We start from the raw sequence: 17,622 nt of genomic DNA on the forward strand, positions 1-17,622 counted from the left end.
AGGATGCCTTCGTGGCCGAGGCCGTTGCTTACGCATTCCTGCATGGCGTCCCAGAGTTTCAGCAGCCCGGCGCGGATCTCCGCCTCGCTGCGCCAGGCCTTCTCGTTGGCCAGCATCAGTTCCGAAATGCGCAGGTTATGGCGCTGGCACAGCACCAGCAGCTCCTCGGCGCTGGAGAAGTCGTAGGGCAGTTCGGTGGCGTCCTGATCGAGTTGCCCGGCCTTGGCCTGGGCCTCGTCGACCACGAAGCCGCCGCCGACGGAGTAGTAGGTGTCGCGGTGCAGTTCGCCCGCCTCGCCTTCGACAATCAAGGTCATGGCGTTGGGGTGGTAAGGCAGGTTCTCGTCCAGCAGCAACAGGTCGCGGTTCCAGTCGAAGGCCACCGGGTGACTGCCATCCAGCCGCAGTTCGCGGGCTTCCTTCAGCGCCTCGATGCGCGGGGCGATCTGCTTCGGGTCGACGCGGTCCGGCCATTCGCCCATCAGCCCCACCAGGGTGGCGCGGTCGGTGCCGTGGCCGACGCCGGTGGCCGACAGCGAGCCGTACAGGCGCACTTCGACACGCGTCACCTGCGCCAGCAGACCGCGCTCACGCAGCGCCGAGGCGAACAGCGCCGCCGCCCGCATCGGGCCCACGGTGTGCGAGCTGGAAGGGCCGATACCGATCTTGAACAGGTCGAACACGCTGATGGCCACAGGGAAAACTCCGGTAGGGATAACTCTTGGCGCCATGATCGACATTTCGCCAAAGCGAGGACTTCCCACACCGACTTGCTCGTATCCAAACACGTCGTGCTCGTTGCACGGAATGGCCTGGGCGATGTGGGGGCGAATTCATTCGCTGAGGGCAACGCAGTTGCCCCTGAACCTATGCAGGGCAGGCCTTCGGCCTGCTTGGCGAATGAATTCGCCCCCACAGAGAGCAGCCCCACAGGCGATCCTTCGATTGTCTTGCATTAGCCGCGACAGATAAGTTCTGAGTGCGACCGAGTCGGTAGTCAGGCGATGCGTCTGGCCCGCATCATTCCCGCGCCCGGGGGCGGGGGCCTGCAGCAGTCCGACAGCCACGCGAGTCCGGAAAACGACAATAAATCCAGCTGTGGATGGACCCCTCCCATGACTCGACCCACCACTCCCCTGCTGGCAGCATCGCTGCTGGCCATCTCCCTGTTCAGTACCCAGGCCACCCTGGCAGCCGCCGATCCCGAGCGCTGCTCCACGGTGCACTTCGCCGACGTCGGCTGGAGCGACATCACCGTCACCACCGCCGTCACCCGCCATGTGCTGAGCGAGCTCGGCTATGTCACCAAGGTCAAGCGCCTGTCGGTGCCTGACACCTACAAGGCCCTTGGCGAAGGCAAGATCGACGTGTTCCTCGGCAACTGGATGCCGAGCATGGAAAACGACATCCGCCCCTACCTGGAAAAAGGCACGGTGGAAAACCTCGGCGCCAACCTGACCGGTGCCAAGTACACCCTGGCGGTGAACCAGGCTGCGTGGGATGGCGGGGTGAAAAGCTTCGCCGACCTGGCGAAGTTCAAGCAGCAGCTGGGCGGGAAGATCTACGGCATCGAACCGGGCAACGACGGCAACAAGCTGATCGACAAGATGATCAAGGGGAACGCTTTCGGCCTTGCCGACTTCAAACTGGTGGAGTCGAGCGAGAACGGCATGCTGTCGCAGGTCAAACGCGCCGAGCACCTCAACCAGTGGGCGGTGTTCCTCGGCTGGGAACCGCACCCGATGAACAACCAGTTGCAGATGCATTACCTGGCCGGGGGCGATGACGTGTTCGGCCCCGACTTCGGCGGCGCGACCGTCTATACCAACGTGCGCAAGGGCCTGACCCAGGAGTGCCCGAACCTCGGGCGACTGTTGAAGAACCTCAAGTTCAGCCTGGCCATGGAGAACCACCTGATGGAGGCCATACTGAATCAGAGCACCAATCGCCGACGCGAAGCAAAGGCGTGGCTGAAGGCCAATCCCGACACCCTGGCTGCCTGGCTGCAAGGCGTTACCGCGCGCGACGGCAGCCCTCTACCGGTGGCCCTCACACAGGCCAAAGCACCGTGACGCGTCGCATCCAGCGATATCCATAGGCCATGTCGTCGCGCAACATATGAACGTCGCAAACCGACAATTGCCAAGGCCTCAAGGCTTTATCGTTGAGTCACCCGATTTCGTCGCTGTCGGTTCCCGTGAACCGGCAGACCGTGAGCACTCCGCTCCGGACCGAAGAACACAAGCGGCGGCCTCCCCCCGAACAGAGGTCGGCCTAATAAGAAATTTCGGAAGTACGCGCACCTCGGACCGAGGTGCAGAACCCGCCCAGGGAATGGGTTTCGTAACACTGCCAGAGGGCTGCGAGGTTCTCGAAACATTGTTATCCACACAGGCAAGACAGTCGGCATCACCGGACTGAGCGTCGTCGAGCGCCAGTTCTGGCTCCGTGTAGCTGTCCTGGATGTCTACTGAAGGGGAAATATCCCATGCAGTCTGGAAAGATCGTGGTTCAAAACCTGTACAAGGTTTTCGGGCAACAACCACAAGAAGCAATCGATTTACTCAAGCAAGGCTGGAGCAAGGAGAAGATCCTGGCAGAGCGCGGCGCCGTGATTGGCGTCAGCGATGTGTCTTTCAGCGTCAACGAAGGTGAAATCTTCGTGCTGATGGGCCTGTCGGGTTCGGGCAAGTCGACCTTGATTCGCTTGATCAACCGCTTGATCGAACCTACCGCCGGTGACGTGTTCATCGACGGGCAGAACGTCGCCAAGCTACCCACGTCGCAATTGATCGACCTGCGTCGTCGCGACATGAGCATGGTGTTCCAGTCCTTCGCCCTGATGCCCTCGCGCTGTGTGCTGGACAACGCCGCCTTCGGCCTGGAAGTGGCCGGCAAGGGCAAGAAGGAACGCGAGAAACGCGCCATGGAAGTGCTGGAACAGGTTGGCCTGGCCAGCTTCGCCCACAAGTACCCCCATGAGCTTTCCGGCGGTATGCAGCAGCGTGTCGGCCTGGCCCGCGCCCTGGCCGTTGACCCGTCGATGATCATCATGGACGAGGCCTTCTCCGCCCTCGACCCGCTCAAGCGTCGCGAGATGCAGGATGTGTTGCTGGACCTGCAGAAGAAGCACAGCCGCACCATCATCTTCGTGTCCCACGACATCGAGGAAGCCATGCGCATCGGCTCGCGCATCGGCATCATGGAAGGCGGCAAGCTGATCCAGGTGGGCACGCCCCAGGAGATCATCGAAAACCCCGCCAACGACTACGTGCGCAACTTCTTCAACACGGTCGATACCAGCCGCTACCTCACCGCCGGCCAGCTCAAGTCCGACAGCGTTCCGCTGTTCGTGCACAACGGCAAGGCGCCGGACGCGCAGACGGTCTGCCAGAAGCTGCAGGCCATGGACAAGCACTACGCCTTCATCGTCGACGAGAAGAACAATTTCCGTGGCTCCATCAGCCTCGAGAAGATCGCGCTGCTGGTCGAGGGTGGCCGCACCCTGGACCTGGAGCAGAGCCTGCTCAAGCACATCGATCCGGTACCGGAAGACCTGCCGCTCGACAGCGTCATCCAGCGCCTGGTGATCAACGAGGGGCCGATCCCGGTGGTCGACCAGAGTGGCCGCTATAGCGGCGCGATCAGCAAAGGCCGCCTGCTGAGCCGCCTGCGGGGAGAATGACGATGAGCGAGAAACTGGATCTTGGCAGCTGGGTGAATGACGTCGTCCAGCACCTGCTCGAAAACTACAGCGGCGCCTTCGAAAGCGTCGGCAACGTGGTCAGTGGCTTCTCCGAGCTGATCGAACGCTTCCTGATGTGGCCGCCGGCCTGGGTACTGATCGCGGTGTTCGTCGGCCTCGGCCTCTGGCGCATCGGCGTCAAGTTCGCCCTGTTCACCGCCGCATCGCTGGTGCTGATCGTACTGACCGGCTTCTGGGAGCAGACCGTGGTCACCCTCGGCCTGACCTTCTCCTCCACCTTGATCAGCCTGTTGCTCGGCATTCCGCTGGGCATCTGGGCAGCCAAGAGCGAGCGCGTGGCGGTGATCATCCGCCCGGTCCTGGACTTCATGCAGACCATGCCGGCGTTCGTTTACCTGATCCCCGCGGCCATGCTCTTCGGCCTCGGCCGCGTGCCCGGCATCATCGCCACGGTGATCTTCGCCATGCCCCCGGCGGTGCGACTGACCGCCCTGGGTATCCGCCAGGTGAACAAGGAAATCGTCGAGGCCGGTCAATCCTTCGGCTGCAACAGCTGGCAACTGCTATACAAAGTGCAGCTGCCGAATGCCATGCCGTCGATCATGGCCGGCGTGAACCAGACCATCATGATGGCGCTGTCCATGGTGATCATCGCGTCGATGGTCGGCGCCGGTGGCCTGGGTAACGACGTGCTCGCCAGTATCCAGCGCCTGGACATCGGCCTGGGCTTCGAGAGCGGCATGGCCGTGGTACTGCTGGCGATCATTCTCGACCGCATCACCGAAAGCTTCGGTACTCGCCAGACCACGACCCGCGGTCGTGTCTTTGGCCGGCTCGGAGCCAAACTGCAGCGGCAGCAAGCGCACTAAGAACGCTTCACCTTTTCAATGTCAGGGAGTCGCTAATGAAAAAAATGAAGAAAGTCGCTGCATTAGGCCTGCTGGCCTGCGCGCTGGCCCAGGGTGCCTGGGCCCAGGAGCCGCAGAGCTGCAAGCAGGTCCGTTTCGCCGAGATCGGCTGGGCCGACATCGCCGCCACCACCGGCGTGGCCATGGTGCTGACCGAAGGACTGGGCTACACCCCGCGCAAGATCATGGCGTCCGTGCCCATCGCTTTCACCGGCGTTAAGAACAAGCAGATCGACGTCTTCCTCGGCTACTGGGCGCCCTCCATGGACGCGGTGATCGAGCCCTTCACCAAGGACAATGGCGTGAAGGTGCTGCCGACCCCCAACCTGGAAGGTGCCAAGTACACCCTGGCGGTTCCCACCTACGCAGCTGACGCCGGCCTGAAGAGTTTCCAGGACATCGCCAAGTTCAAGGACCAGTTGGGCGGCAAGATCTACGGCATCGAACCGGGTAACGACGGCAACCTGCTGATCGACAAGATGATCAAGGGCAACCAGTTCGACCTCGGCCAGTTCCGCATGGTCGAGTCGTCCGAGGCCGGCATGCTGGTCCAGGTACAACGGGCAGTGAAGAAGAAGGAACCGGTGGTATTCCTGGGGTGGGCACCGCACCCGATGAACACCCAGTTCGACATCACCTACCTGGCTGGCGGCGATGACGTATTCGGCCCGGACTTTGGCGCCGCCAAGGTCTTCACCGTAGTACCACCGGACTACGAACAGCGTTGCGCCAACGTCGGCAAACTGCTGAACAACCTGCAGTTCAGTGTCGAGATCGAAAGCCAGCTGATGGAGAAGATCCTCGAGAAGGAAGACCCGGTGAAAGTCGCTACCGGCTGGCTCAAGGCCAACCCGGCCGTGCTCGACAAGTGGCTGGCTGGCGTTACCACCTATGACGGCCAGGACGGCGCCGCTGCCGTGAAGAAACACATCGGCCTGTAATTCCCGGGCTCCGCTCCGGAGCCTGTTTCCTTGCAATTCGCCAATCGTGGCCCGGCAACGGGCCACGACGGGCACTGTCGCGAACCCGCCAGAGAACGGGCCATCGACCACGTAGTTGGCTGCCAATCCCACCTGATGGAGCAATACGTATGCGCAAGTTGAAATCCCTGTGTCTGAAGACCCTTGGCGTCGCCACCCTTGCCCTTGGCATGGGCATGGCCAACGCCGCTGATAAACCCACCCTGAAGATCGGTTTCGTGAACGGTTGGGACGACAGCGTCGCCGCTTCCTATGTCGCGGGCGAAATCCTCAAGGAGAAACTCGGCTATGGCGTCGAACTGAAGCCCGTCGAGCCGGCGATCATGTGGCAGGGCGTAGCCCGTGGCGACCTGGATGCCACCCTCTCCGCCTGGCTGCCGGCTACCCACGGCGAGTACTTCGAAAAGCTGAAGGACAAGGTCGTCGTGCTGGGTTCCAACTACAAGGGCGCCAAGATCGGCCTGATCGTCCCTGACTACGTGCAAGCCAAATCCATCGAGGACCTGAACACCTACAAGGCCGACTTCGACGGCAAGATCACCGGCATCGACGCGGGCGCGGGCGTGATGCGCCGCACCGAAGACGCCATCAAGCAATACAACCTCGACATCAAGCTGATGCCCAGCTCCGGCCCGGCCATGGCCACCGCCCTGACCCGCGCCGAGAAAGCGCAGAAGCCGATCGTGGTGACCGGCTGGATTCCGCACTGGATGTTCGCCAAATGGAAGCTGCGCTTCCTGGAAGACCCGAAAAAAGTCTATGGCGATGACGAGCACGTCGACACCGTGGTCAACCCTGGCCTGGAAGCCAAGGCCGCCGACGCCACCGCATTCCTGAAGAAATTCTCCTGGAGCGGCGAAGAAGTCGGTGCCGTGATGCTGGCCATCCGCGAAGGTGCCAAACCGGAAGCCGCCGCCAAGGACTGGATCGCCAAGAACCCGCAACGTGTGGATGAGTGGTTGAAGTAAGCAACCACTTCGCTCCAGAACGCCCCCGCCGGCCATCGCCCGCGGGGGCGTTCTGCTTTTCGTGGGGGCGAATTCATTCGCTTTGGGCAACGCAGTTGCCCCTCCCCCAAGGCAGACCTTCGGCCTGCATAGCGATTGAAATCGCCCCCACAAAAGCATTCCCCTGCCGCCGATGCACCCTGATCAACCCCATCGATTGATCGATCAATCAATTTCCCCCTAGACTGCGCGCTCCCAATTCCCGCACAAAATGGTGGAAATACCCGATGCCCAAGGTCGGAATGCAGCCGATCCGCCGCTCGCAGTTGATCCAGGCCACCCTCGAAGCCGTCGACCAGGTAGGCCTCAGCGATGCCAGCATCGCCTACATCGCCCGCATCGCCGGTGTCTCCAATGGCATCATCAGCCACTACTTCCAGGACAAGAACGGCCTGCTGGAAGCGACCATGCGCCACCTGATGGGCGCCCTGAGCAGCGCCGTGCGCCAGCGCCGCACCGCCCTGCGCGACGACACCCCGCGCGCGAATCTGCGGGCGATCGTCGCGGGCAACTTCGATGACAGCCAGGTCAGCGGGCCGGCCATGAAGACCTGGCTGGCCTTCTGGGCCGCCAGCATGCACCAGCCGTCCCTGCGCCGACTGCAGCGCATCAACGACCACCGGCTCTACTCCAACCTGTGCTGCGAACTGCGCCGTTGCCTGCCCCAGGACCAGGCGCGCTCCGCTGCCCGTGGCCTGGCCGCGCTGATCGACGGCCTGTGGCTGCGCGGCGCCCTCTCGGGCGATGGCTTCAATATCGAGCAGGCACTGCATATCGCCTACGAGTACCTGGACCAGCAGTTGGCGAAAGCCGACGACTGAGGGGCTGAATCGCTCTGTTGTAGGGGCGAATTCATTCGCCAAGCAGACCGCAGGGCTGCCCTTGGAGGCCATCAGGGGCAGCTTCGCCGCCCTTGGCGAATGAATTCGCCCCTACAAGGAAATCACTCGGCCACAAATAAAAAGCCCGGTCCAGAGACCGGGCTTTTTCATTTCAAGCTGTTGGCTGATCAGGCCGCCTCGCCACGCAACTGGACGACGTTCGGGTGCTTCGGCACTTGCTCCATCGCCGCCACATCCGCCTTCATCTGCTTGAGCAGGGCGAACATGTAGAGCAGCAGCACCACCGAGAACGGCAGGCCCGCCAGCACCACCACCGTCTGCATCGCGGTGAAGTTGCCGGCGAACAGCAGGCCGATGGTCGCCAGGGTCACCACGGCGGACCAGAAGATACGCAGCCAGTTCGGCGCGTCTTCGTCCAGGTCGCCTTCCTCGCGGGACAGGTTGGCCAGCATCACCGAGCCAGAGTCGGCCGGGGTGAGGAAGAGCACGAAGCCGACGCAGATCGACAGGCCGATCACCGCCTTGGACCAGGGGTAGTGCTCCAGCAGCAGGTAGATGGACATCGCCGGCTGCTCCAGTGCCGCCTTGCCGAGGTCCGCCGCGTTCTGGTTCATCACCAGGTCGATGGCGCTGTTACCGAACACCGACAGCCAGGCCAGGGTGAAGCCCAGCGGGATCAGCAGCACGCCGCTGACCAGTTCGCGGACGGTACGGCCACGGGAAATACGGGCTACGAACATGCCGACGAAGGGCGCCCAGGAAATCCACCAGGCCCAGTAGAACAGGGTCCACAGGCCCATCCACTCTTCGCTCTTGCCGGACTGGCCGGTGTAGACGTAGAGGTCGAATGTCTTCAGCACCAGGCCGTTGAGGTAGTCACCCAGGTTCTGCACGAAGCCGTTTAGCAGATGCAGCGTCTGGCCGGCCAGCAGCACGAATACCAGCAGGCCGCTGAACAGAATGATGTTCAGGTTTGACAGGCGACGGATGCCCTTCTCGATCCCGGATATCGCGGCCAGGGTGGCTACCGCACTCATCACCAGGATCACCGCCAGCAGTGCGCCCTGGCTGTGGGGCAGGCCGAACAGGTACTCGAGGCCGGAGGACACCTGCAGCGAACCGATACCGAGGTTGGTCACCAGGCCCAGCAGGGTCACGAAGATGCCGAAGCAGTCCACCGCATTACCCACCGCACCCTTCATCCGGCGCTCGCCGAACAGCGGGTAGAGCGCCGAGCGCAGCGCCAGCGGCTTGTTGTGGCGGTAAGCGAAGTAACCAACCGCCAGGCCCACCAGCGCATAGATGGCCCAGCCATGCACGCCCCAGTGGAGGAAGGTCAACTGCAACGCCTGGCGCGCGGCGGACTGGCTGCCCGGCTGGCCTTCCGGTGGATTGTAGAGGTGGTCGATGGGCTCGGACGCCGCGAAGTACAGCAGCGAAATGCCGATGCCCGAGGAAAACAGCATGCCGGCCCACGCGCCGTAGCTGAAGTCCGGACGGCTGTCGTCGGCGCCCAGGCGCAATTGGCCGTAGCGGGAGAAGGCGACATAGAGGACGAAGAACAGGTACGCGCCGATGGCCAGCATGTAGTACCAGCCGAAGCTGCGCGACAGCCAGGCCTGAGCCTTGCCGAGCACATTGCCGGCGTCGTCTGGGAACACGATCAAGGCAACCGTGAGCAGCATGATGAGCGCGGTGGATCCGTAGAACACGACCGGATTCAGGCGCACCTTCCCGTGATTTTTTGTTGTTGGAGCTTTACTCATTTGGAAATACCAAGGCAGTTAAAGCAGGCGCCCAATGGGCGCAACGGCAGACCGCGCCTGTGGCTGCGACGGGTGGCAACCGCCGGCCGAAGGCCTGAAATCAGGTGCGGCGAACTGCCGCATCTCGCTTCATGGTGCGCAGCTTATTCTTTGTTGTTTGAACGTTCAATAAAAATAAAGTAGGCTGATTTTCGACCTGTCCGGAACGGTTCCGGGAAGCGGAGGAAACCCATGCCAAAAGTCGGAATGCAGCCCCTGCGGCGCACCCAACTGATCCACGCCACACTCGAGGCGGTGGACCAGGTCGGCATGGGCGACGCCAGCATTTCCTACATTGCGCGACTCGCCGGGGTTTCCAACGGCATCATCAGCCACTACTTCCAGGACAAGAACGGACTGCTGGAAGCCGCCATGCGCTTCCTCATGAACGATCTGCAGGACGCGGTGCGCAAGCGCCGCGAAGCCATGCGCGACGACAGTGCGCGCGGCTACATCCGCTCGATCATCGACGGCAACTTCGACGAGACCCAGGTCAACGGCCCGGCCATGAAGACCTGGCTGGCGTTCTGGGCCAGCAGCATGCACCAGCCGTCCCTGCGCCGTTTGCAGCGCATCAACGACCTGCGCCTCTACTCGAACCTCTGCTGGCAGTTCCGCCGCGAACTCGATGTGGAAAGCGCCCGAACCGCCGCACGTGGCCTGGCCGCCCTGATCGACGGCCTCTGGCTGCGCGGCGCGCTCTCCGGTGAAGCCTTCGAAACCGAGCAGGCCCGCCGGCTCGCTTACGAATTCCTTGATCAACAACTGACCAAGCAGGCGGCCTGAGCCGCCCGCCTTGCGACTACAAGACCTAGAGAGGACAACCACCATGGCCCGATTCGAAGAACAGAAGCTCTACATTGGCGGCCGCTACGTCGACTCCACCAGTGGCGCCAGCTTCGAGACCATCAACCCGGCCAATGGTGAAGTCCTGGCCAACGTCCAGCGCGCCGGCAAGGAAGACGTCGAACGCGCCGTCGCCGCTGCCGTCGAAGGCCAGAAGGTCTGGGCCGCAATGACCGCCATGCAGCGTTCGCGCATCCTGCGTCGCGCCGTCGACATCCTCCGTGAGCGCAACGACGAGCTGGCCGCACTGGAAACCCTGGACACCGGCAAGCCGCTGGCCGAAACCAAAGCTGTGGACATCGTCACCGGTGCCGACGTGATCGAGTACTACGCCGGCCTGATCCCCGCCATCGAGGGCGAGCAGATCCCCCTGCGTGAAACCAGCTTCGTCTACACCCGTCGTGAGCCCCTGGGCGTGGTCGCCGGCATCGGCGCCTGGAACTACCCGGTGCAGATCGCCATGTGGAAATCCGCCCCGGCCCTGGCCGCCGGCAACGCGATGATTTTCAAGCCCAGCGAAGTCACCCCGCTGACCGCCCTGAAACTGGCCGAGATCTACACCGAAGCCGGCGTACCGGATGGCGTGTTCAACGTCCTCACCGGCAGCGGTCGTGAAGTCGGCCAGTGGCTGACCGAACACCCGCTGATCGAGAAGATTTCCTTCACCGGCGGCACCTCCACCGGCAAGAAAGTGATGGCCAGCGCCTCCAGCTCTTCGCTGAAGGAAGTGACCATGGAACTGGGCGGCAAGTCGCCGCTGATCATCTTCGAAGATGCCGATCTCGACCGCGCCGCCGACATCGCCGTCATGGCCAACTTCTTCAGCTCCGGCCAGGTCTGCACCAACGGCACCCGCGTGTTCGTACCGCGCGCCCTGCAGGCCCGCTTCGAAGACAAGGTGATTGAGCGCGTCAAGCGCATCCGCCTGGGCAACCCGGAAGACGCCAACACCAACTTCGGCCCGCTGACCAGCTTCGCCCACATGGAAAGCGTGCTCGGCTACATCGAAGCCGGCCGCAAGGAAGGTGCACGCCTGCTGATCGGCGGCGAGCGCGTCACCGACGGTGAATTCGCCAAAGGCGCCTACGTGGCCGCGACCGTATTCAGCGACTGCACCGACGACATGACCATCGTCCGCGAAGAAATCTTCGGCCCGGTGATGAGCATCCTGGTCTACGACACCGAAGAAGAAGTGATCCGCCGCGCCAACGACACCGAGTACGGCCTGGCCGCCGGCGTCGTCACCCGCGACCTGGCCCGCGCCCACCGTGTGATCCACAAGCTGGAAGCCGGTATCTGCTGGATCAACACCTGGGGCGAGTCCCCCGCCGAAATGCCGGTGGGCGGCTACAAGCAGTCCGGCGTCGGCCGCGAGAACGGCCTGACCACCCTGGCCCACTACACCCGCATCAAGTCCGTACAGGTCGAGATGGGCGACTACTACTCGGTGTTCTGACCCGAGCCAGCGCCCAGGCGGCCCGGGACAGACCGGGCCGCACCCTAGAACAAGATGCCGTGCCCCGGAGGCGACTCCGGGATTTCTAGCAGGTAAGTCACATGTCCCAAGAATTCGATTACATCATCGTCGGCGCCGGTTCCGCCGGTAACGTGCTGGCCACCCGCCTCACCGAAGACGCGGATGTCAGCGTCCTGCTGCTGGAAGCCGGCGGCCCGGACTACCGCCTGGACTTCCGCACCCAGATGCCCGCCGCCCTCGCCTATCCGCTGCAAGGTCGCCGCTACAACTGGGCCTACGAAACCGATCCGGAACCCTACATGAACAACCGCCGCATGGAGTGCGGCCGTGGCAAGGGCCTGGGTGGTTCCTCGCTGATCAACGGCATGTGCTACATCCGCGGCAACGCGCTCGACTTCGACGGCTGGGCCAAGGCCCCGGGCCTGGAAGACTGGACCTACCTGGACTGCCTGCCCTACTTCCGCAAGGCGGAAACCCGCGACATCGGCCCGAACGACTTCCACGGCGGCGACGGCCCGGTGAGCGTGACCACGCCCAAGACCGGCAACAACCCGCTGTTCCACGCCATGGTCGAGGCCGGCGTGCAGGCCGGCTTCCCGCGTACCGACGACCTCAACGGCTACCAGCAGGAAGGCTTCGGCCCCATGGACCGTACCGTGACCCCGGAAGGCCGTCGTGCCGCCACCGGTCGCGGCTACCTGGACCAGGCGCGCAACCGCCCCAACCTGACCATCGTCACCCACGCCCTGTCAGACCGCATCCTGTTCAGCGGCAAGCGCGCCATCGGCGTCGCCTACCTCAAGGGCAACAACGACACGCCGATCACCGCGCATGCCCGCCGCGAAGTGCTGGTGTGCAGCGGCGCCATCGCTTCGCCGCAACTGCTGCAACGTTCCGGCGTCGGCCCGGCGGCCCTGCTGCGCGACCTCGACGTGCCGGTCGTACATGACCTGCCAGGCGTGGGCGCCAACCTGCAAGACCACCTGGAGCTGTACCTGCAGTACGCCTGCAAGGAACCGGTCTCGCTGTTCCCGGCCCTGCAATGGTGGAATCAGCCGGCCATCGGCGCGCAGTGGCTGTTCCTCGGCACGGGCCTCGGCGCCAGCAACCAGTTCGAAGCCGGCGGCTTCATCCGCACCCGCGAGCAGTTCGAGTGGCCGAACATCCAGTTCCACTTCCTGCCGGTGGCGATCAACTACAACGGCAGCAACGCGGTGAAGGAACACGGCTTCCAGGCCCACATGGGCTCCATGCGCTCGCCGAGCCGTGGGCGCATCCACCTGAAGTCGAAGGACCCGCGTCAGCACCCGAGCATCCTGTTCAACTACATGGCCCACGAACAGGACTGGCAGGAGTTCCGCGACGGCATCCGCATCACCCGCGAAATCATGGGCCAGCCGGCGCTGGACCCGTACCGTGGCCGCGAACTGAGCCCGGGCGCGAACCTCAAGTCCGATGCCGAGTTGGACGAGTTCATCCGTACCCACGCGGAAACCGCCTTCCACCCGTCCTGCTCCTGCAAGATGGGCACCGACGACATGGCGGTGGTAGATGGCCAGGGCCGCGTGCACGGCATGGAAGGCCTGCGGGTGGTGGACGCGTCGATCATGCCGGAGATCATCACCGGCAACCTCAACGCGACCACCATCATGATCGCCGAGAAGATCGCCGACCGAATCCGCGGCCGCAAGCCGCTGCCGCGCAGCACCGCCGACTACTACGTGGCGGGCGCCAAGCCGGTGCGTGGCACGCCGGTTCGCAAGCTGTAAGGCGGCAGCCTGAACGCAACGCCCCCCCGGGACCGTTGCAGGTTGGCGTAGAGCGCAGCGAAACCCAACGATGGGCGAGCCCGACACTCCGCTTGTTGGGTTTCGTTCCTCTACCCAACCTACGACTGTGGGGGTGAATTCATTCGCCAAAGGGTGACGCAGTCACCCCGCTGCATTTCAGGGCAGACCTTCGGCCTGCTTGGCGAATGAATTCGCCCCTACAACATCGACATCCTGCGAGCCCTACTCCGGCAAATCCTGCCGGATCATCCAGTGTCCGCTTGGCGGCATCAGGTGGCTGATATCGAAGCGCTGGAGGTTGTTCCGGTCGATGACCTCGATGCGCGGACTCACACGCCGCGGTGACTGCCTGCCCTCCAGCGCGCGTATGGCCAGGTCCACCGCGACCCGCGCCTGGACCACCGGCGAATCCGTGGGTGAGGCCAGCACGGAGCCGTCGGCGATGGCCTCCAGGACCCGCTCGGTGGCATAGAGCGATACCACCTGCGCCTTGTAACGACTGCCCGCTGAACGCACCAGCTGTCCGGCGAAGGCGGCGGCTTCGGCGTTGCCGAGGATGTAGTCCAGCTCCGGCTCACGGGCCAGCAACTGGCGCACAAGAGTGGCCTGGGTGGAACGGTCCACCGGACCGTAGCCACCGGCTATCAGGGTCACCCCGCCCTGCGAGCCGAATTCCTTCAGGCCTCGCTCGGCGTCAGCGACCCAGCCGGCGTCCTCGGGGCCGGGCAACCAGCCCACGCGCACCGGGCGACCACCACTGTGCTCACGGATGTAGGTCATGGCCGCCTTGGCCATGTCGGCGAAATCCACCTGGGCTCGGGCGGTGATGCCCGGGCAGTCGATGCGATTGATCAGGTCGATCACCGGTACCTTGTCCCGGTGCAACAAAGCGATCTCGTCGCAGAGCCCCTTGGCGCTGATGGCGGCGATCACATAGGCGTCGGCGGCCAGCTGGCCGCAACGGGTCAGCTGCGCCCGCTGCATGTCAGGGAACTGATAGCCACCGGCCTCGTATACCCCAAGCTGTATGCCCTGGCGCTGCGCTTCCTCGTCCAGCCCCCAGGCCACGCCCCACCAGTAGCGGTCCATGCCATGGGGCAGCAGGGCGCAGATGCGCCAGGGCTTGCTCGCTCCGGTCAGCGGCTGGTAGCTGGCCTGGCGGCCGTCCACCTCGACCTGCAACGGAAACCACTCCGCCGCGACGCAGGAGGTCGCGCTCAGCCAGCTCAACAGCAGGGCACAGAGGGTCCGCATGGGGACATTCCTTCCATGGCAGGAACAGTGGGGTATGGATAGTGGCAAGCCTGGCAGCCGGGCGCCAGCGCTCCTTGGTCCAAATGCGACCGGCTGGAAACAAGACCGGCCGGCGCCTAAAGTGCGCAGGGTCCCATACGCAAGGATCGACATGGCCGAGCCCGTATCCCTCGACGCCCGCACCGCCCGCATGCTGCCCTGGCTGGTGGCGGTGGCCTTCTTCATGCAGGCCCTCGACGGCACCATCCTCAACACCGCCCTGCCCGCCATGGCCCGCGACCTGGCCGAGGACCCGCTGCGTATGCAGTCGGTGGTCATTGCCTACATGCTCACCGTAGCCCTGCTGATTCCGGCCTCCGGCTGGATCGCCGACCGCTTCGGCACACGCCGCGTGTTCTTTGGTGCAGTACTGCTGTTCAGCCTGGGCTCGTTGTTCTGCGCCCTGTCCGCCACCCTGCCGCAACTGGTGGGCGCACGGGTGGTGCAAGGCCTTGGCGGCGCGCTGATGATGCCGGTGGGACGGCTGGTGGTACTGCGTGCCTATCCCCGCACGGAACTGGTGCGGATCATGAGTTTCATCACCCTGCCCGGCCTGCTCGGCCCGCTCATCGGCCCGACCCTGGGCGGCTGGCTGGTGGAATACGCCAGCTGGCACTGGATCTTCCTGATCAATATCCCGGTGGGCCTGATTGGTGGATTCGCGGCCTGGCGCTTCATGCCCGACCTCCGTGGCAGTGGGCCGGTGCGCCTCGACCTGGTCGGTTTCCTGCTCTTCGGCACGGCGATGGTGTTGATCACCATCGCTTTGGAAGGCCTGGGCGAACTTCAACTGCCCCACGTGCGGGTGATGCTCCTGCTGCTCGGCGGCCTGGCCTGCCTCGCCGTCTACTGGCTGCATGCGGTGCAGGTCGAACGGCCGCTGTTCGCGCCATCGCTGTTTCGCACCCGGACCTTCGCCGCGGGCATCCTCGGCAACCTTTTCTCGCGTCTGGGCAGCGGCGCCCTGCCCTTCCTCACGCCGCTGCTGTTGCAGGTGGCGCTGGGTTATCCACCGGCCCAGGCGGGAATGACCATGATCCCCCTGGCGCTCGCGGCCATGGCTGTCAAACCCGTAGCCAAGCCGTTGCTGGATCGTCTCGGCTATCGCCGCCTGCTGCTCGGCAACACGGTGCTGCTGGGCATGATGATCGCCAGCCTGTCGCTGATCGACGCCAATACCCCCTATCCACTGCTGCTCCTGCACCTGGGTGCGCTGGGCGCGGTGAACTCGATGCAGTTCACCGCGATGAATACCGTCACCCTGCTGGACCTGGACGACCACCAGGCCAGCAGCGGCAACAGCCTGCTCTCGGTGGTGATGCAGCTGTCCATGAGCCTCGGTGTGGCGGTGGCGGCGGCGCTGCTCGGCGGCTTCGGCAAACCCGATGCGCCCAGCGTGCTGGAGGCCTTCCAGGCCACCTACCTGTGCGTCGGCGTGCTGACCCTGCTGGCGGCGGCGATCTTCTTCCAGTTGCCGGCGGACAGCGGCCGCGCCGTACGCAGGGTGCACCGCGATATCGACGAGTGACGGGGGAGGCACGCAGGAGCCTGCTAAACTGCGCGCCATTTCGACTTCCAGGCCCGTCCCGTGACCACCACCGCCTTCTCCTCCCTGCCCCTCTCCGAGGCCACCCTGGCCAACCTGGAGACCCTGGGCTACCGCGACATGACGCCGATCCAGGCCCAGGCCCTGCCGCTGATCCTCAAGGGCCAGGACCTGATCGCCCAGGCCAAGACCGGCAGTGGCAAGACCGCCGCGTTCGGGATCGGCCTGCTGGAGCCGCTCAACCCGCGCTACTTCGGCTGCCAGGCGCTGGTGCTCTGCCCCACCCGCGAGCTGGCCGACCAGGTGACCAAGGAAGTCCGCCGCCTGGCCCGTGGCCACGGCAACATCAAGGTGCTGACGCTCTGCGGCGGCGTTCCGTTCGGCCCCCAGGTGGGCTCGCTGGAACACGGCGCCCACGTCATCGTCGGCACCCCCGGCCGGGTCCAGGAACACCTGCGCAAGGGCACCCTGGTACTCGACGGTCTCAACACCCTGGTGCTGGACGAAGCCGACCGTATGCTCGACATGGGCTTCTACGACAGCATTGCCGACATCATCGGCCAACTCCCGGCGCGCCGGCAGACGCTGCTGTTCTCCGCCACCTACCCGGCCGGCATCGCCCAACTGGCCAAGACCTTCATGCGCGAACCGCAGCAGGTGAAGGTGGAGGCCCTGCACGACGACAGCCAGATCGAGCAGCGCTTCTACGAGATCGACCCGCGCCAGCGCATGGATGCCGTGCTGCGCCTGCTGCAAAGCAACCGCCCGCAATCCTGCGTCGCCTTCTGCCATACCCGTCAGCAATGCCAGGAGCTGGAAGCCCACCTGCGCGACAACGGCGTTTCCGCGCAATCGCTGCATGGCGACCTGGAGCAGCGCGAGCGCGACCAGGTGCTGGCCCTGTTCGCCAACCAGAGCTGCAGCGTGCTGGTGGCCACCGACGTCGCCGCCCGAGGCCTGGACATCGCCGGCCTGGAAGCGGTGATCAACGTCGAACTGTCCCGGGACCCGGAAGTGCATATCCACCGTGTCGGCCGCAGCGGCCGCGCCGGCGAGAAGGGCCTGGCGCTGAGCCTGGTGGCACCCGCCGAGGCCAACCGCGCCCAGGCCATCGAAGACCTGCAGCAGTCGCCGCTGAACTGGCAGCGCATCGATGAACTGATCGTGAAGAACCGCGACCCCCTGCTGCCGCCCATGGCCACCCTGTGCATCAACGGCGGTCGCAAGGAGAAGCTGCGCCCCGGCGACATCGTCGGCGCCCTCACCGGTGAAGCGGGGATTCCCGGCAGCCAGGTGGGCAAGATCGCCGTCTTCGACTTCCAGGCCTTCGTCGCGGTCGAACGCGGCATCGCCAAGCAAGCGCTCAAGCGTCTCAGTGAAGGGAAGATCAAGGGGCGTTCCTACAAGGTCCGCATCCTCTGA

General features: G+C 64.4%; 14 protein-coding genes. 11 read left to right on the plus strand and 3 right to left on the minus strand.

The genetic code is table 11. From position 1 onward, the window contains the following. Nucleotides 1-695, minus strand: a 695-nt coding sequence (locus tag DM872_RS05115) for a serine dehydratase beta chain (protein WP_373273682.1), incomplete at its 3' end; no start/stop codon positions are given. Between the two features lie 420 nt (nt 696-1,115). Here DM872_RS05115 and DM872_RS05120 point away from each other — a divergent pair. From DM872_RS05120 to betI (DM872_RS05145), 6 genes are all read left to right on the plus strand, one after another. Then, nucleotides 1,116-2,072, plus strand: a complete 957-nt coding sequence (locus DM872_RS05120) for a choline ABC transporter substrate-binding protein (RefSeq protein ID WP_179058434.1) — start codon at nt 1,116-1,118, stop codon at nt 2,070-2,072. A 416-nt stretch (nt 2,073-2,488) separates the two neighbouring features. After that, nucleotides 2,489-3,685: a quaternary amine ABC transporter ATP-binding protein gene (locus DM872_RS05125; RefSeq protein ID WP_077520410.1), complete on the plus strand. Its 1,197-nt coding sequence runs from the start codon at nt 2,489-2,491 to the stop codon at nt 3,683-3,685. A gap of 2 nt (nt 3,686-3,687) precedes the next feature. Continuing rightward, entirely contained in the window at nt 3,688-4,575 is an 888-nt protein-coding gene (locus DM872_RS05130; RefSeq protein ID WP_179058435.1) for an ABC transporter permease, read from the plus strand. Nucleotides 4,576-4,610: 35 nt separating this feature from the next. Then, entirely contained in the window at nt 4,611-5,555 is a 945-nt protein-coding gene (locus DM872_RS05135) for a choline ABC transporter substrate-binding protein (protein ID WP_179058436.1), read from the plus strand. Nucleotides 5,556-5,704: 149 nt separating this feature from the next. Further along, nucleotides 5,705-6,562: a glycine betaine ABC transporter substrate-binding protein gene (locus DM872_RS05140; protein ID WP_179058437.1), complete on the plus strand. Its 858-nt coding sequence runs from the start codon at nt 5,705-5,707 to the stop codon at nt 6,560-6,562. Nucleotides 6,563-6,828: 266 nt separating this feature from the next. After that, complete coding sequence (gene betI / locus DM872_RS05145; RefSeq protein WP_179058438.1) at nt 6,829-7,422, plus strand: transcriptional regulator BetI; 594 nt, start codon at nt 6,829-6,831, stop codon at nt 7,420-7,422. Nucleotides 7,423-7,610: 188 nt separating this feature from the next. Here the strand turns inward: betI (DM872_RS05145) and DM872_RS05150 are convergent, their stop codons facing one another. Beyond that, entirely contained in the window at nt 7,611-9,155 is a 1,545-nt protein-coding gene (locus DM872_RS05150; RefSeq protein WP_179058439.1) for a BCCT family transporter, read from the minus strand. A gap of 285 nt (nt 9,156-9,440) precedes the next feature. Between DM872_RS05150 and betI (DM872_RS05155) the strand changes: the two genes are divergently transcribed. The 3 genes from betI (DM872_RS05155) to betA all read left to right on the plus strand — a co-directional run bounded on the left by betI (DM872_RS05155) (nt 9,441) and on the right by betA (nt 13,340). After that, complete coding sequence (gene betI / locus DM872_RS05155) at nt 9,441-10,034, plus strand: transcriptional regulator BetI (protein WP_179058440.1); 594 nt, start codon at nt 9,441-9,443, stop codon at nt 10,032-10,034. A gap of 43 nt (nt 10,035-10,077) precedes the next feature. Further along, complete coding sequence (gene betB / locus DM872_RS05160; protein WP_179058441.1) at nt 10,078-11,550, plus strand: betaine-aldehyde dehydrogenase; 1,473 nt, start codon at nt 10,078-10,080, stop codon at nt 11,548-11,550. A 101-nt stretch (nt 11,551-11,651) separates the two neighbouring features. Then, on the plus strand, nt 11,652-13,340 hold the full coding sequence (betA, locus tag DM872_RS05165; RefSeq protein ID WP_179058442.1) for a choline dehydrogenase: 1,689 nt from the start codon (nt 11,652-11,654) through the stop codon (nt 13,338-13,340). Nucleotides 13,341-13,583: 243 nt separating this feature from the next. Here betA and torT read toward each other — a convergent pair whose 3' ends face one another. Next, nucleotides 13,584-14,615, minus strand: coding sequence for a TMAO reductase system periplasmic protein TorT (torT, locus tag DM872_RS05170; protein ID WP_179058443.1), 1,032 nt, complete (start codon nt 14,613-14,615; stop codon nt 13,584-13,586). Between the two features lie 151 nt (nt 14,616-14,766). Here torT and mdtD point away from each other — a divergent pair, with 151 nt between their 5' ends. Together mdtD and dbpA are read left to right on the plus strand one after the other, a co-directional pair. Then, complete coding sequence (gene mdtD, locus DM872_RS05175; RefSeq protein WP_179058444.1) at nt 14,767-16,182, plus strand: multidrug transporter subunit MdtD; 1,416 nt, start codon at nt 14,767-14,769, stop codon at nt 16,180-16,182. Nucleotides 16,183-16,242: 60 nt separating this feature from the next. Next, nucleotides 16,243-17,622, plus strand: a complete 1,380-nt coding sequence (dbpA, locus tag DM872_RS05180) for an ATP-dependent RNA helicase DbpA (protein WP_179058445.1) — start codon at nt 16,243-16,245, stop codon at nt 17,620-17,622.

The sequence above is a fragment of the Pseudomonas taiwanensis genome (genome assembly GCF_013393345.1).
Taxonomy (GTDB): Bacteria; Pseudomonadota; Gammaproteobacteria; order Pseudomonadales; family Pseudomonadaceae; genus Metapseudomonas; species Metapseudomonas resinovorans_C.

Coding starts and splice junctions, on each gene's coding strand:
- betI (WP_179058440.1), top strand. CDS start 9,441: ATGCCAAAAGTCGGAATGCAGCCCCTGCGGCGCACCCAACTGATCCAC.
- betA (WP_179058442.1), top strand. CDS start 11,652: ATGTCCCAAGAATTCGATTACATCATCGTCGGCGCCGGTTCCGCCGGT.
- DM872_RS05120 (WP_179058434.1), top strand. CDS start 1,116: ATGACTCGACCCACCACTCCCCTGCTGGCAGCATCGCTGCTGGCCATC.
- betI (WP_179058438.1), top strand. CDS start 6,829: ATGCCCAAGGTCGGAATGCAGCCGATCCGCCGCTCGCAGTTGATCCAG.
- DM872_RS05135 (WP_179058436.1), top strand. CDS start 4,611: ATGAAAAAAATGAAGAAAGTCGCTGCATTAGGCCTGCTGGCCTGCGCG.
- DM872_RS05140 (WP_179058437.1), top strand. CDS start 5,705: ATGCGCAAGTTGAAATCCCTGTGTCTGAAGACCCTTGGCGTCGCCACC.
- DM872_RS05125 (WP_077520410.1), top strand. CDS start 2,489: ATGCAGTCTGGAAAGATCGTGGTTCAAAACCTGTACAAGGTTTTCGGG.
- mdtD (WP_179058444.1), top strand. CDS start 14,767: ATGGCCGAGCCCGTATCCCTCGACGCCCGCACCGCCCGCATGCTGCCC.
- torT (WP_179058443.1), bottom strand. CDS start 14,615: ATGCGGACCCTCTGTGCCCTGCTGTTGAGCTGGCTGAGCGCGACCTCC.
- betB (WP_179058441.1), top strand. CDS start 10,078: ATGGCCCGATTCGAAGAACAGAAGCTCTACATTGGCGGCCGCTACGTC.
- DM872_RS05130 (WP_179058435.1), top strand. CDS start 3,688: ATGAGCGAGAAACTGGATCTTGGCAGCTGGGTGAATGACGTCGTCCAG.